Genomic DNA, 15,310 nt, shown 5'->3' on the forward strand with positions numbered 1-15,310 from the left:
TTATTTTACCCCCTTTTTTGCTACATAGTGAGTATCTGTAATTTTCAGTAAATCAAACACTTTGCCTTTTTCGTCATAGTATTCTTTTTCTAATTCTTTATACTCTTTTTCTACTCTCAGTCTATTTGCGATTAATTGTTCTTTTAATCTTGGATCCGTTTCCGGAATAGCTGCAATCAATCTCTTAGTATAGATATGTTGTGGATCTTTATAAATATCTTCCTTTGTTCCTCTTTCTACAAGTCTTCCTCTGTACATAATGTTTATGTAATCACACATATGTTTTACAACCCCAAGGTCGTGAGAAATGAAAAGATAAGACAATCCCATATCTTTTTGAATTTTTTTCATAAAGTTCAAAACTTGTGCTTGAACTGAAAGGTCAAGCGCTGAAACAGGTTCATCAGCTATGATAAGTCTAGGATTTAAACTTATAGCTCTGGCAACCCCGATTCTTTGTCTTTGACCACCGGAAAATTCGAATGAATACTTATAAAGTGCATCTTCCGGCATACCAACTATATCTAAAAGTTCTAAAACTCTTTTTCTTTCTTCTGTTACAGTCATTTTTTCGAAGTTTCTTAAAGGTTCTGCAATGATGTCTATAACTCTTTTCTTAGGGTCTAAACTTGCCATATTATCTTGGAAAATCATTTGAACATCTCTTGTAAATTCTTTATCTTTTCTTACCATTTTCTTAGTAAGTGTCTTTCCATCAAAAATAACTTGTCCACTTGTAATTTTTTCAAGACCGATTATAGCTTTTCCGATAGTACTCTTACCGCTACCACTTTCTCCGATAAGTCCGTAAGTTTTTCCCTTTTCGATAACCATATCTACGCCGTCAACAGCATAAACATAATCAACTATCTTATTGAAAAAACCACCTCTTATCGGATAGTGAACCTTTAGGCCTTTAATTTCTAAAAAGCTCATTAATTACCCTCCTTTTCATCAAAATGAAAATTCTTATAGCAAGTACATCTTACTAAATGCCCTGGTGAAACTTCGTGCATTGTAGGATTTCCTTCATGTTCTTCATCACTTATCCAAGGAATTCTAGATTTAAACCTACAACCTTGTCTTGGTAAGTTTTTAAGTGAAGGAACCATACCTTTTATAACATACAAATCTTCATCATCTGCATCCATTTGAGGAATACTGTTCAACAAACTCCTAGTATAAGGATGCTTTGGATTTGTAAATAGTTCTAAAACAGTCGCTTCTTCAACAATTTGTCCGGCATACATTACACAAACTCTATCTGCAAGTTGAGCAACAACTCCTAAATCATGAGTAATCAAAATAATTCCTGCATTAATTTCCTTTTGAATTTGAACTAAAAGGTCTAAGATTTGTGCTTGAATTGTTACGTCAAGTGCAGTTGTTGGTTCATCTGCTATAATAATCTTTGGTTTACAAGCAAGAGCAATCGCAATGATAACTCTTTGTCTCATACCACCTGATAATTCATGTGGATATTGTCTTGCAACACGAGGAGGATTAGGAATACCTACTTGTTCAATCAATTCTAAAACTCTAGCTTTTCTCTCTTCAGAATTCATTTTTGTATGATAAATCAAACCTTCCTCAATTTGTTTTCCAATTCTTTGTAAAGGATTTAAAGCTGAAAGTGGATCTTGGAAAATCATTCCAATGCCTTCTCCTCTAATTTCATTAAATTCTTTTTCTGACAAACCTACTAAATTTTTTCCTTCAAACAAAATCTCTCCTGTTGAACGAGTGAAGTTTGGATTATGTAACCCCATAATAGTAGTAGCCAAAGTCGATTTACCACAACCACTTTCTCCTACTATAGCTAGTATTTCATCAGAGAATAATTTCATATCAACGCCATCTACAGCGTCAAAATAATCATCACGGATTCTAAAACTTGTGTGTAGATCTTTAATTTCCAAAAGTAATTCTTTTTGATCCATAGATTCTCTCCCCCTAACTTTGTGTTTTGGTATTATTCTCTATAAAAGCATAAATACATTTTGTTCTCTATTCAAAAAACTAAAATAAAAAAGGAATAAAAAAATTTTATAAAATAATTCCTTATAAGACAAAAATCAACTTAAAGTTAAATCAATTTTTATCAATAATTGTATTTATGTTATAAATTCAATTATAATTATACAATATTTAAAATGAATAATCAAGTACCTTGAAAACATTTTTAAAGTTTATTGTCCCTAATAATAGCTGATTTCAAAAATGTATAATTATGCTTTTTTTTGAAATTTATTTAAAAAAAATTGTCGTTTTTACCTATCAATTATAATTTTATATTGCTTAACTCCTGTAATATACTACATTAATTGTTACACAATTTATATTAATTTAAGATGTCATAAGAAAAAGCAATTTTGAATAATTTTACAGATTGTAGAAAGTTAATCAAAGAATTTTTTGTGAAATTTTAAACTAATTAAAAAAATTTGTGAAATTACTTTCTCAAATTCTTATAAAATCTCATACAAAAAACCCCAAATCCTTTATCCAGATTTAAGGGTTCACATCAAAGTCTAAATGTCTTAAATATAATCTATTTTTTTACGATTTCGATTTTATCTTCTGCTTTTATCTTTCCGCCTTTTATTACTTTAGTGAAAATTCCCTCTCTTGGCATTACACAGTCGCCAACAATATGTCTGATTTCACAGCCTAGATGACATTCTTTTCCTATTTGTGTAACTTCAAGAGTACATTCTCCAACTTTTAAGATTGTTCCGATTGGCAATTTATAAAGGACAATTCCTTCAGTTAAGATGTTTTCTGCAAAATCCCCCGCTGAAAGTTCTGGAAGTTTTTCTTTCATCACTTCCATACTTTCAACCCCAAGCAAACTTACTTGTCTATGCCATTTTCCTGCATGAGCGTCGCCGTCTATTCCGTAATCTTCAATTAATTCTATGTACTCTACGGGATGTTTTTTAATTCCCTTTCTTTCACTTATACTTACTGCTAAAACTTTCATTACTTTCCCCTTACAAAATCTCCACTTTTTCCGCCGGATTTTTCTAATAATTTTATTTCTGTTATTTCAATGTCCCTTTGAACAGCTTTACACATATCATATATCGTTAGAGCAGCTATTGAAACTGCTGACAGTGCTTCCATTTCAACTCCTGTTTCTCCAACACATTTAGTTGTGGCAATTATTTCTATTTCAAAGTTTTCATAGTCCATATTAAATTCAATATCAACGCCTACTAAATTTATCGGGTGGCACATTGGAATTATATTGGAAGTTTTTTTTGCTCCCATAATTCCTGCAACTTGAGAAACGGCTAGAACATCACCTTTTTTTGTTTTTCCGCTTACAACTATATTAAAAGTTTCTTCATTTAATTTAACTTTTGCAAAAGCCTTGGCAATTCTTTTAGTTTTTTCTTTTTCTCCAACATCGACCATTTTTGCTCGGCCTTGATCATTAATATGAGTTAAAACTTTTTCTTCCATTTTAACCTCCAATTTTATTCATATCTCTTGCACTTTCACTTTTTCCGTCTTCAAGATGATGTTTTTCAGGTTTTTCATAAATTCCTCTCTTGAAAACTTCTTCAAGTTCTTCTCCACTCAATCCTTTAAGATTTATTTCATCACTTGAATGTAGGCAAGGTTTTAATTTCCCGTCGCTTGTTAATCTTATACGATTGCAATCTTCACAGAATGAGCAACTTATCGGGCTTATAAGTCCGATTCTACCTTTTTGTCCTTTTATTTTATAAATTTTCGCAACTCCCGAAACTCCGTCAAACTCCAGTTCTGGAACTTTTTCCAAAACAACTTTGTTTGAAATAAATTTATCCTTACTCCAATTTGCAGTTTCTCCAATTTGCATAAGCTCGATAAAACGAACTTCCAAATCATATTTATTTGCTAAATTTACAAAGTCTTCTATTTCATCATCATTAAAGCCACCGATTAGAACTACATTTATTTTGACCTTAAAGCCTTTTTTTATTGCATAAAAAAGACTCTCCATAGTCTTATCAAAATCATTTCTTCTTGTTATATCATTGTACTTTTCTTTTACCAAAGTGTCAAGACTGAAATTTATTCTTCTAACTTTATTTTCAAAAAGTTCATCTGCCATCTCTTTTAGATGAACTCCATTTGTTGTTATTGCAATATCTTCAATTTCATCAATCTTAGAAATTTCTTTACACAAATTAATAAAACCGCGACGAACCAAAGGTTCCCCGCCTGTCAACCTAATTTTTTTTATTCCATTTTTTGATGCGATTTTAACTATCTCAACAATTTCTTCAATGGATAGAATATCACTATGACAAAGACTTTCAACCCCGCTTTCAGGCATACAGTATTTGCATCTTAGATTACATAAATCAGTAACTGAAATTCTAAGGTAGGTGATATTTCTTCCAAATCTATCTTTCATATAATCTCCTATCTCGATATATTAATTATTTTCCTCCTCCAACAAAATTAAATCTTCCTTTCTTAATGTGATAAAAAGATGTTCTTGTCCTTCTACCTTTTCCCAAATATCCTTTGTTACTTCAACTCTTATGGATTTTATTGCACCTTTTTTACGAACTAATATAATATAGGTAAAGACATCTTCAATAACTTTATCAACTTCAACTTCAAATGAATTTTCTTCTGATTTTTCAAATTCAATAAAATGCGAACGGATTCCTAAAACTTTATGAGTTTCTAAAATTTTATCTGAAGTTTCAAGCTCAACATCCCAATCTTTTGCAAAGAGTTTTGTATCTGAAATTTTTTCAATTTCAGAAAAGTTTTTACAGCCTGAAATAAGGCAGGATGAAAAAGTTTTTGGGTTTTTAAAAAGCTCTTTCTTTTTCATAAGCTCTTCACTTTTACCTTTAGACATTACACAAATTTCCTTACAAAGTCTATAGACTTCTTCTCTACTATGTGAAACTAAAATTGTAGGAGTTTTGTATTTTCTTAAAACTTCCCCAACTTCTAGTTCTATTTTCCATTTTAAATAGTCATCCAATGCAGAAAAAGGCTCATCTAAAAGGATAATTTCCGGCTTATTTATAAGTAATCTTGCAAGAGCAACTCTTTGTTTTTCTCCACCGGAAATTTCATATATTTTCTTATCTTTTAAATGAGAAATTCTCATTTCTTCGAGTTTTTCCATAATTAATTTATCAAAATTTTCTCCTTCTCTTATACCCACTTTAATATTTTCATAGACATTCATATTAGGAAAAAGGGCATAATCTTGAAATAAATAACCTATTTTTCTATCCTTTGGAGAAATATTTATCTTTTTTTCAGAGTCAAATAGAACTCTACCATTTAATATAATTCTTCCTTTATCGGGTTTTTCAATTCCTGCAATACATTTTAAAGTAAGACTTTTTCCGCTTCCTGATGCTCCCAAAAGCCCCATTATTTCATTGTCAAATTCAAATTTTGTCCTTAAATTAAATTTTCCAAAATTTTTTTCAATATCAACATAAATCATAAATTACTCCAATTTTTATTTAATCTTTAACTGCTTTCTTTTCCAACATATTTATAATGATAAGAACTGTAAATGAAATTACAATATTTACAAGCACCCATCTATAAGCCAAAGCATCATTTCCCGTTCTCCAAAGCTGATAAACAGTTGTTGAAATTGTTGCCGTATCATTTGGAGTATAGCCTGAAACCATACTTGTCGCTCCATATTCTCCCAAGGCTCTGGCAAAACTTAAAACAAGTCCTGCTAAAATTCCCTGTTTACAATTAGGCAAAGTAATTCTCCAAAAAATCCAAGTATTGCTCTTTCCAAGAGTTTGAGCAACATATTTTAAATTCATATCGAAATTTTGAAAAGAACTTCTGGCTATTCTATACATTAGTGGAAAAGTTACGACTACAGTTGCAAAGATTGCAGAATACCAATTCATAACGAGTCTTATTGAAAATTTTTCAAAGAAAAAACTTCCAATTGCACTCTTTGGAGATAATAATCTCAAAATGAAAAAGCCGATAACCGTTGGTGGTAATACTAAAGGAAGTGTTAGAATAACATCTAAAATTCCCCTTATAAATCTATTAAGTTTTGAAATATAATACGCTAAGAATATCCCGATAAAAAAAGTTATCACAGAAGAAATTAATGCAATTCTTAGCGAATTTAAAAGAGGATAAAGATCCATAAACACTTCCCTTTCATATTAATTTATTATTTAAAATTTAAAATCTACTTAGCTCTTGTAAAACCAACTTTTTCAAAAATTGCCTTACATTCATCACCTTTTAAGAATTCTAAAAATTCTTTAGCTTCTTTTGAGTTTTTAGAATTTTTCATAATTGCAGCTGGATATAAAACAGGAGTCTTAATCATTCCTTCTTTTGCAGTTGCAACAACTTCAAGGCCTGCTGAATAAGCGTCAGTTGCATAAATGATACCACAGTTTGCAACCCCTTCTTTAATCCAAGTTGTAACTTCTTTAACATTGCTTCCTAAAGTAACTTTCTTTTGAATTTCATCCCAAATTTTTAAGTTTTTCAAAAGTTCTTCTGAATATTGTCCAACAGGAGCGTCAGAATTACCAAGTGCTATTTTAGAAATTTCAGCTTTTGTTAAATCTGTAAAATCTTTAAGACCCAAAGAATTTCCCTTTGCAACAGCAAGAACAACCTTATTTTCTAAAAGATTAAATCTAGAAGATTCATCAATAACTACACTTGCTTCTGGAGTCTTTGTCTTATCCAAAGCATTCATTTGTTTTTGAGCTGCAGAAATAAAAATATCTACTTCTGCACCTTGTTCAATTTGTTTCTTTAAAGTTCCTGAAGAATCAAAAGTATAAACTAATTCTATATCCTTATGTTTTTCTTCATATACTTTCTTGATTTCTTCCATTGTTTCAGTCATTGAGGCTGCACAATAAACATATAGTTTTTTCTTTTCTGTCTTTTCTACTTTAGTTTCTTTCTTATCTGCAGGTTTTGAAGAACATGCAGTAATACCAAGAATCATAGTTAAAACTAAAAATACTCTTAAAAATTTTTTCATAAAATACTCCTTAAAATTTATTTGACCTATTTCAGTCAAATAAATTTTAACATCTAAAGAAAAATAAGTCAATTACTAAGGTTAAATTATTTCTAAAATAAACGAACGATGTTTATAAAAATAACCGTTGTAGGTGTGTTTTTTTAAGTCCTTTACAGAACTTACTATTATTTGTAAACAAATAATAGTAGGTCTAGATTCACTCCGCTAACGCTACAGTCGAAATGACATGTTGGGAGACTTTCTATTCAAGGTATTGTGATGTGAACATTTTTTGCAATAAAAAAAGCAAGATTAAAACTTGCTTTTTAAATTAACTATTTTCTCTTTTTTGTTAAGCCTAAACCAACTAAGCTAAGTAATGCCATTAATAATGAATTATTAGCTATTGCAGTCTTTGGTAATTTTGCTTTTCCTTTCTCTTTATCCATTCCCGGTTTTAATCTTCCATTTTTATCATTTGAATTTGATTCCTTTTTAGTAGCACTTGCAACAAATACAGTATCTTTTTCAATCACAGTATTTTTTTTCGGTGCCCATTTCAAATCCTTATATCCTTCTTCAAGTTCAACATTCGGGAAATATTTTTGATCTAAAACTGTTCCCTTCTTAACAGCATAAGTTTTAACTTTTGCTTTTTTTACACCTTCTCCAAGTTTAAAAGTTACTTTTGCATGAGTTTTAGGAATAACTTGTCCATCTTCTATTTCAAAAACATCAAGAGGTTTCCACTTTCCAAATACTTCCATATCCTTTGTTATTTTAGTATCTTTTGTAAACTTAGTACCTGAACCATCAGCATTTGTATTCCAACCTTCAAAATTATAATTTTTCAAACTCTTATCTGAAATTTTAGCATTTGTTTCAGTTGAATTAGCTATTGATTGTCCTGCAAGAACACTGATTTTTTCATGTTGTTGTTCTTTATCTCCAAATTTTGTAGTATTTTTATTGAAATCAATAACATTCTTAATTTTTACTTCAACAACTTTAACTCTTGTACGTTCTCCTCCAGCTTTTTCTGCATAAGAAATAGCCAATTTTACAGAATTTTTTTGAACATCTTTTAAAAAACTTTCTTCTATATAAGTCCTAAAAGTCCATTTAACAGGTTTGCCTTTTGTTCTACCCACTAAGTTAGTTGCATAAATCATATATCTTGAATCTTTAGCTAATGTATTCAATTCTCCTGACCTAGAACCTGAACCTTTTGTGAAGAACCTTTCAATATCATTATCAAAATCTTTTTCACCTTGTTTTCTAAATTTATAAGCATTTTCCCAATTAATATCATATGAAAAAGCAGTTGTCGGTCCTTTTGGCTTTTCTCCATTTATCTTTAAATTTTCAGGATCTTTTAAAGAATTTGGAAGTAAAATTGAATGCCAATTATGATTATTCCATCCCTTTGGTGAAATAAGAGGTGCATAAATTCCCCCTCCTTCTGAATTAACATTTGAAACAATTTCCCAATCAATATAAACTCCTCTTTCATCTTTGTTTAAATTAGCCTTATTTACTTTGATTGAATTTTCAATATTAACATCTTCAGCTTTATTTCCAACAGTAAAAGATGTTGTTTTAGTTAATTCTTGAGCTGAAAATCCTTCGGCTTTAACATTTGTAGTAACTATGCTAGCAGAAACAGCTAGAGTTAATAAAAATGCCAAAAATCTTTTTGTTAACTTACTAATTCTCATGAATATCCCCCTTTTTAAATTATTCTTCTTAATGGTATCATAAAAATATACCTATGTCAATTTATATAAGACTTCTTATTGATTTATCATCCTATAATCTTTTTTAAATAATCTACATCTTTTATTAGTATCTTTTTTGTTTCAATCAGTTCTATTACTCCTTTTGCATTTAGTTCTGCAAGTTTACGAGTTACGGTTTCTCTTGTAAGTCCTGCAAATGAGCCCATATTTTCACGACTTATATTTAATTCCAACAAAATTCCGTCTGTTTTTTTTACTCCGAAATTTCTAGCTAAACTCAAAAGAAGTGATGCGACTTTTACATCTGCACTGTTTTCTATAAGTCTTGTTACTAAATCTTCTGCATGACGAATTCTCAAAAAGGATTCTTCCAAAATCTTTATTGTAACTTTTGGATATTTATTTATAATTTTGTCAAAACTTTCTTTAGAAAGAGAGATTACAAAAGTATCTTCGATGGCTTGTCCATAATATATATAAGCAGTATTTTTGATAAGATTAAGTCCACCGATAAAATCATCCTTTTGATATATATAAAGCATTTGTTCAATTCCGGAGCTACTTATGGTAAATACTTTTATTTTACCACTTGCTATAATATACATGGTATTAGCCTTATCTCCAGGTTTAAATAAAAATGTATTCTTTTTATATTTCATTATATTTAATTCATCTTTGAAAGTATCAATCTCTTCAGTTGATAAATCAGAAAAAATTAGTAAATTTTTCAAATCAATATCTCTATTTTTCATTTAAACCTCCTTGACCTATTTTGTAATTTTAATTCTAACATTTATTACAAATAAAATCAACAAACAAACATATTTTTCATACAGTAAATTTACCACTTTTCACAAATTTGATTATAAATATTATATTTACAGCTTGAGTCTTAGTTGAGAAATTCCTATACTAGAATGAGTTCAAAACTTTTAGAAGATAGTAGAAGTACAGCATTTAATAAATAAATAATATTGATATTGAGACTGTTTTGTGTTAAAATAAAGTCAGGAACTTTATAAGGAGGTTTTTATGGACGATATTTTAAAAATAAAAGGTCTTACTAAAACTTTTGGCCAAACAAGAGCCGTAGATAATGTCGATATGTGTATCCAACGTGGAGATATCTACGGATTTATTGGAAGAAACGGTGCTGGTAAGACTACATTAATCAGAATTTTACTAGGCCTTTGCGAAAGACAAAGTGGAGATATCGAACTTTTTGGTTCAAGCAATCTAAGTGAGGGAAGAGATAAAACAGGTTGTATTATTGAAAATCCTGCATTATTTCCAAAGATGACTGCAAGAGATAATATAATTGCACAGTCTAAAGCTGTAGGAGTTAAACTTAGCGATTCCGAAATTGACGATTTGCTTAGGGTTGTTGGACTTGAATCTACAGGTAAGAAAAAAGCTAAGAATTTTTCTCTTGGTATGAAACAAAGACTTTCAATAGCTCTTGCACTTGTAGGAAATCCTGAATTTTTAGTACTTGATGAACCTACAAATGGACTAGATCCAGAAGGAATTAGAGATATTAGAAATTTAATTTTAAAATTAAATAAAGAAAAGAGTATTACTGTTTTAGTTTCAAGCCATATTTTAGGAGAACTTCATAAATTGGCTACAAGATATGGTGTTATAGACAAAGGTAGACTTATTAAAGAATTTACTGCTAAAGAGCTTGATGAAAAAACTGAAGATGGCTTTGAAATAAGAGTTAAAGAAGATGATGTTCAAACTACAGAAGAATTCTTAAAAGAAAGTAATGTAAATTACTCATTGGATAGCGAAAAATGTAAATTTACAATCTCCAAGGAAGAAAATTCAGATGATATTCTAAAACAAATAACTGCAAAGGGAGTAATTCCAACTTCTTATGGCTTTAAAAATGTTGATTTAGAAGATTACTTTATGGAACTTATAGGAGGTAAACATGAATAGAGTTTTTAAATATGATGGATTTAAATTGCAAAAATCAAAATTTTGGTGGGTTTGCTTATTGATTACTATGATTTTAGTTTTTTTTGCAATATTCGCACTCTCAACAGTTAGTGGAAGAAGTCTACCTTTTAAAAGAGTTAGAACTATAACAAATCCTTCCAGTTTAGATTTTCTCTTTGCAATAATGATATGTATATTTGTTGGAAATGATTTTAAAACAGGAACCATCAAAAACATTGCATCTAAAGGAATTAAGAGATATGAAATAGTACTTTCAAAGTTAATTTGGAATTTTGTTTTAGCTATAACTTTTACAGCTGTTTTAGTGCTTTCGGGTTTAATTGCAATTACCTTATTAACAAAAACTTCAATCTCATCTAAAGAGTTTAGTGAATTATTTAAATTATCAGCTATCGCATGTCTTTCTCTATTTGCCCTTGCTTCACTCTATACACTAATTACTTTTATAGTGAGAGGTTCAGGAATTGCTATTGCGGTTTCAATAGGTGTAAATATACTTTTAGCAATAATTGTTCAGTTACTTCAAATTTTAATTTTTAAAGACAAACTAAATATATCAAAAGTATTTCCTGGTTATATAGTATCAATCACTGACGGTGCTGCATCTGCAGCAAATACCACAACATTTATAATTGCAATGTTTGTTTGGATTATAGTTTGTTCAGCTTTAAGTATTTTAATTTTCCAAAAACAAGAAATAAAATAAGACTTTTTGTCTTTTTTTATTAAAATATAAATAGAAAATATAATATAAAATGTTGCTACCAAACAATTATATTATTATAAGCGATTAAGATTTCCCTCTTAGTCGCTTTTTAGTTTGTATAAAATGAAATAAGGAAGTCAAATAATTAGTATTTTCATAGAAATATTACTACAAAAACAATATATAATGCGTCAGTTAAATCTATAAAATAATAAAAAAAAATGGTATAATCAAGATAATAGGAGGTAAGTATTATTGGATATAAAAATAATATTTGTAGAGTCAATTATTTGGTCAATTATTTGGGTAATTATGGTATCTATATCTGTTAGAATATTCCCTTTTACTATTGAACATGATTACCCAAAAGATGTAAGAGAAATTGCAAATATACAAAAACCCTCAAAAAAACACAAAAAACTAGGAATCATATTTGCAGCTACTAGCTTTATCATAATTTTTGGATTACTAATTGTATTTGCAATATTGGAATATAGAGGACAAGAATTATCTTTTAGAAAAATATTTATTCACTTATGGATTATCTGTATGACTTGGAATATAGTTGATTTAGTAATTATTGATTGGCTATTTATTTGTCTTTTATCATTCAAATATTTTGTACTACCAAAAACTGAGAACTATAATGGAAATAAAAATTACAAATTTCACTTTATTGGATTTTTAAAAGGTTGTGTAATGATGAGTATTGTAGCACTAATTTTTACTACAGTTTCATTTTTTATTTTACATCTTTTGAATTAACTAAAATGTTAAATTTATCAACATAATACTATTTTAGATTTGCGAAGTTATATTAAATGAGCTTTTTGCTTCTTATACAATTTATAATAATTTTTAGAGTTTTTTAATATTTACGTCAAACATTTAATTAAAGTTTTATGTCTATATGTCATTTCTCTCGAAATCAAGTGAAGCTGAGTGAAGTTAATCTAGCCATAACTTTGCTTGTTTATATAACAATACTCAAGCTATTTCCTAAAATTAAATTTGAAATTAGAAAAGCTAGTAAGTTAGAAAGTATTACCATTGGAAATAGTATAAGTATTATCTCAACAAATCCAAAAAGAAGGTAATGACCTCCTTTTTCTCCAAAAAAGAGACTGTAAAGATGATATTTAAAGTAGTATAATGGAGCTTTTCCTTTACTATAATCTCCATATTTTTTAAAAAACCATAACCAAGCCATTTCTCTAATATACACCATAAGTCTATAAGCTGTAGTTGCTGATATGATTATTCCAATAACAAAAGTGTAAGAAAGAAAGCTGTATCCAAAATATAATCGTATTAGTATTACATAAAAAATCAAGATAATTTCTATTAAAATAATCCATTTTATGTATTTTTTTGCTTCAAATTTATTTTCTTTTGTTGGTTTCTTTGCAAAGAACATTAAAATTGATATTAAAACGACTAATCCTATTGCTTTTGCAATACCTTCCAGAATATACATCAGATTTTAACTCCTTTTCGATAATTTTTTATTTATTGCGAAGCAACAAGGTTCCCGGGTACCCACCCGATGCGAAGCATCGTGGAAGGGTGAGGTTTTTATTGCGAAGCAACAAGGTTCCCGGGTACCCTCCCGATGCAAAGCATCGTGGAAGGGTGGGGTTCTTATTATACGATACTTCAGATTCAATTAGTTTTCCATTTTTTGCTTCTTCAGGTATTATTATCTCCTTAACTTCATCTATATCAGAATATGTTACCGTAAATTCTTCATCTAAAGAAACGGAAATAACTCTTTGCCCATCTTTGAAATATGCAAATTTAGCTTTTATTTCACATTCTATTGGTAAAAAGGTTTTTTTATCAATTATATATTTTACTTCAAGATTTTCTATAAGCAACTGCTTTCTTAATTCCTCTGTACCTGTTTGGACAGAATTCAGAATTTTTGTAAAGATTTTATTAACAGAAGTCTCACTTCCTGAATAAGTTACTTCATAATTTGAATTTTTTTCTTCTATTTTTATCTTATTTTGAATAACAGTTAAAAATTCAGTTACCATTTCAAAGTTTGTAAGTTTTCGTTTAAGATTGTATCCTTCTCTAAGCTTTTCATTTGTAGCTCTCTTCCAACTTGTATTCTTAACATCTTCTATATAAACAGTGTCATCTGTAATGTACAACATACTCTCAAACTTCTGCCCATTTCTTTGTGTATTACGACTTACTTTTACAATGGATGGATCAGTGGTCATCGAAGTTTCAAGAGTTATTGTTGAGTTCATATTTTGATCTGAATTTATAAAATTTTGTTTAGTTTCAATTTTTGCATTTGCACTTTTTACTGATTTTGTGGCTTTTATTACTTTCTTAACTAATTCTTCATTTTTAGTATTGTCAACCTTAGATGAACAGCCAACGGCTACTATAAAAAATAAGCAAATTGAAAAAATCAGTAGAATTTTTTTTATTATTTTCATATAAACCTCCAAAATATATATAGTTAATTGTAATACATTTAGTATAAAATGTAAATATAAAGTATTTCTGACGGAAAAATTATTCAAATCTTTGATTTGAATACAATTGACTGTAGAAATCACAATATTAAAAAAATTATTTCACAATAAAAAATGCAAACTTATGTCTGCATTTTTTATTAAAAATTAATTATAAAATTTACTTGTCAAACAGAAACATTCCTGTTACAAATTGATTATCATTAGGTACATCATCAATCTTTAACGGCACCTCTTTGATTTTTTTTATTTCTGTTCCATTTATTTCATACTTTGCTATAGTAGGATTTTTATTCTCATATTCATGAAGAACATAAAGATAATTATCAACTTTAAACATTCTATCTGCTCCAGGCTCTAATTTATGAAATATCTCCTCTCCTGTCTTTATATTTTTAAAAGTAATTCCTCCTTTATGTGGAGATTCAGAATTAGCACTTCCTAAAATATAATATTCTCCTGAAATTGTAACATCTACAACATTTTTAGTTTGCAAATCAATTTTTTTCAAATCAAATGTATTTTCATCAAAAACATACATAAAATTTTTATTTTCAGAATTCTCAGAATTAGCAAAATAATATTTATTTTCTATCTTACTTATCCTAAAATATTCATATTGTTCAAGTTCAATTTTTTTTACAAGTTCTAATTCATTATTGTAGATATACAAAAAAGTTTCTCCTATTTTACTTTCTTTAGTAAGATCATCTTTAGAGGAAATTACAAATAAATGTTTTTCATTTGCAAAACTCGCAGAAATATACTCAGCTTTTAGCTCTATCGTTTTTTTCTTTCCTTCATCCTTACTTGTTGCCGTAATATATGAAACTCCATTTGAGTTTGTAGTTCCAAAAACATTTTTCTTATTTTCTGCAATAGTATAAAGACCGGCTCGTTCAACTTCATAAGTTTTATACGAAAAGTCTTTTAAATTAACTTCTAAAATTTCTTTTCCCTCATGATTATATTCATGCCCAATTACCTGTCCAAAATATGATTCTTTATTAAAGGTAGTATGATTAGCAAAATGTCCTACATTTTTAAAGGGAAAATCTACATCTGCAATCAAATTCAAATCTTTATCATAACCCAATATAGTAGTTTTTTTTGTGAAATTAGTAGTCTTTACAACTCCAAAGACAAGTTTATTTCTTTGCTCTTGTGTTATTTTTGCCCCATTTGAATTTTGATTTGATATTTTATCTTTTTTTTGTAATTTCCAAAATAGAAACAATCCAGAAATAATCACTAAACTAAAAGCTAAAATAACTATGTTTTTTCTTGTTTTTATCATTTTTTCTCCTTTAATTATCTATTTAAATAATAAGAATATCCATTACTTTATAATGCTGTCTCCATTTTTGTATCTATGATAATTTTTATAATTCATAATTCTTAC

Annotated in this window: 16 protein-coding genes; 3 read left to right on the forward strand and 13 right to left on the reverse strand. The window is 28.6% G+C overall.

The genetic code is table 11. The annotated features are described in order from the left end of the window. From VJI95_RS05380 to VJI95_RS05425, 10 genes are all read right to left on the reverse strand, one after another. Complete coding sequence (locus VJI95_RS05380; protein WP_324010525.1) at positions 1 to 936, reverse strand: ATP-binding cassette domain-containing protein; 936 nt, start codon at positions 934 to 936, stop codon at positions 1 to 3. Then, the gene (locus VJI95_RS05385) at positions 936 to 1,940 is read right to left on the reverse strand and encodes an ABC transporter ATP-binding protein (protein WP_324010526.1); all 1,005 of its coding nucleotides are present in this window, start codon (positions 1,938 to 1,940) and stop codon (positions 936 to 938) included. The genes VJI95_RS05380 and VJI95_RS05385 overlap by 1 nt, the downstream gene beginning before the upstream one ends. 611 nt (positions 1,941 to 2,551) lie before the next feature. Then, the gene (locus VJI95_RS05390) at positions 2,552 to 2,983 is read right to left on the reverse strand and encodes an MOSC domain-containing protein (protein ID WP_324010527.1); all 432 of its coding nucleotides are present in this window, start codon (positions 2,981 to 2,983) and stop codon (positions 2,552 to 2,554) included. After that, the gene (moaC, locus tag VJI95_RS05395; protein ID WP_324010528.1) at positions 2,983 to 3,468 is read right to left on the reverse strand and encodes a cyclic pyranopterin monophosphate synthase MoaC; all 486 of its coding nucleotides are present in this window, start codon (positions 3,466 to 3,468) and stop codon (positions 2,983 to 2,985) included. Before moaC ends, VJI95_RS05390 begins: the two co-directional genes overlap by 1 nt. A 1-nt stretch (position 3,469) precedes the next feature. After that, the gene (gene moaA, locus VJI95_RS05400) at positions 3,470 to 4,411 is read right to left on the reverse strand and encodes a GTP 3',8-cyclase MoaA (protein ID WP_323999423.1); all 942 of its coding nucleotides are present in this window, start codon (positions 4,409 to 4,411) and stop codon (positions 3,470 to 3,472) included. Positions 4,412 to 4,432: 21 nt separating this feature from the next. Beyond that, the gene (locus VJI95_RS05405; protein ID WP_324010529.1) at positions 4,433 to 5,476 is read right to left on the reverse strand and encodes a sulfate/molybdate ABC transporter ATP-binding protein; all 1,044 of its coding nucleotides are present in this window, start codon (positions 5,474 to 5,476) and stop codon (positions 4,433 to 4,435) included. A 19-nt stretch (positions 5,477 to 5,495) separates the two neighbouring features. Beyond that, a complete protein-coding gene (gene modB, locus VJI95_RS05410) occupies positions 5,496 to 6,158 on the reverse strand; it encodes a molybdate ABC transporter permease subunit (RefSeq protein ID WP_324010530.1) in 663 nt (220 codons plus the stop codon). Positions 6,159 to 6,202: 44 nt separating this feature from the next. Then, a complete protein-coding gene (gene modA, locus VJI95_RS05415; RefSeq protein ID WP_324010531.1) occupies positions 6,203 to 7,021 on the reverse strand; it encodes a molybdate ABC transporter substrate-binding protein in 819 nt (272 codons plus the stop codon). A gap of 317 nt (positions 7,022 to 7,338) precedes the next feature. Further along, the gene (locus VJI95_RS05420; RefSeq protein ID WP_324010532.1) at positions 7,339 to 8,721 is read right to left on the reverse strand and encodes a hypothetical protein; all 1,383 of its coding nucleotides are present in this window, start codon (positions 8,719 to 8,721) and stop codon (positions 7,339 to 7,341) included. Between the two features lie 86 nt (positions 8,722 to 8,807). Further along, on the reverse strand, positions 8,808 to 9,494 hold the full coding sequence (locus VJI95_RS05425; RefSeq protein ID WP_324010533.1) for a Crp/Fnr family transcriptional regulator: 687 nt from the start codon (positions 9,492 to 9,494) through the stop codon (positions 8,808 to 8,810). Positions 9,495 to 9,774: 280 nt separating this feature from the next. Between VJI95_RS05425 and VJI95_RS05430 the strand changes: the two genes are divergently transcribed. The 3 genes from VJI95_RS05430 (at position 9,775) to VJI95_RS05440 (ending at position 12,178) form a co-directional block, all read left to right on the forward strand. Further along, the gene (locus tag VJI95_RS05430; protein WP_324010534.1) at positions 9,775 to 10,686 is read left to right on the forward strand and encodes an ATP-binding cassette domain-containing protein; all 912 of its coding nucleotides are present in this window, start codon (positions 9,775 to 9,777) and stop codon (positions 10,684 to 10,686) included. Beyond that, complete coding sequence (locus VJI95_RS05435; RefSeq protein ID WP_324010535.1) at positions 10,679 to 11,413, forward strand: ABC transporter permease; 735 nt, start codon at positions 10,679 to 10,681, stop codon at positions 11,411 to 11,413. Before VJI95_RS05430 ends, VJI95_RS05435 begins: the two co-directional genes overlap by 8 nt. A gap of 255 nt (positions 11,414 to 11,668) precedes the next feature. Further along, positions 11,669 to 12,178 (forward strand): hypothetical protein, encoded by a 510-nt coding sequence (locus VJI95_RS05440; RefSeq protein WP_324010536.1) that lies wholly within the window; start codon positions 11,669 to 11,671, stop codon positions 12,176 to 12,178. 208 nt (positions 12,179 to 12,386) lie between these two features. Here VJI95_RS05440 and VJI95_RS05445 read toward each other — a convergent pair whose 3' ends face one another. From VJI95_RS05445 to VJI95_RS05455, 3 genes are all read right to left on the reverse strand, one after another. Next, positions 12,387 to 12,890, reverse strand: coding sequence for a hypothetical protein (locus tag VJI95_RS05445; RefSeq protein ID WP_324010537.1), 504 nt, complete (start codon positions 12,888 to 12,890; stop codon positions 12,387 to 12,389). A gap of 28 nt (positions 12,891 to 12,918) precedes the next feature. Next, entirely contained in the window at positions 12,919 to 13,869 is a 951-nt protein-coding gene (locus VJI95_RS05450; protein ID WP_324010538.1) for a DUF6612 family protein, read from the reverse strand. Positions 13,870 to 14,068: 199 nt separating this feature from the next. After that, the gene (locus VJI95_RS05455) at positions 14,069 to 15,205 is read right to left on the reverse strand and encodes a hypothetical protein (protein ID WP_324010539.1); all 1,137 of its coding nucleotides are present in this window, start codon (positions 15,203 to 15,205) and stop codon (positions 14,069 to 14,071) included. Between the last annotated feature and the right edge of the window lie 105 nt (positions 15,206 to 15,310).

The organism is Parvimonas sp. C2, from assembly GCF_035282405.1.
Lineage (GTDB): Bacteria > Bacillota > Clostridia > Tissierellales > Peptoniphilaceae > Parvimonas.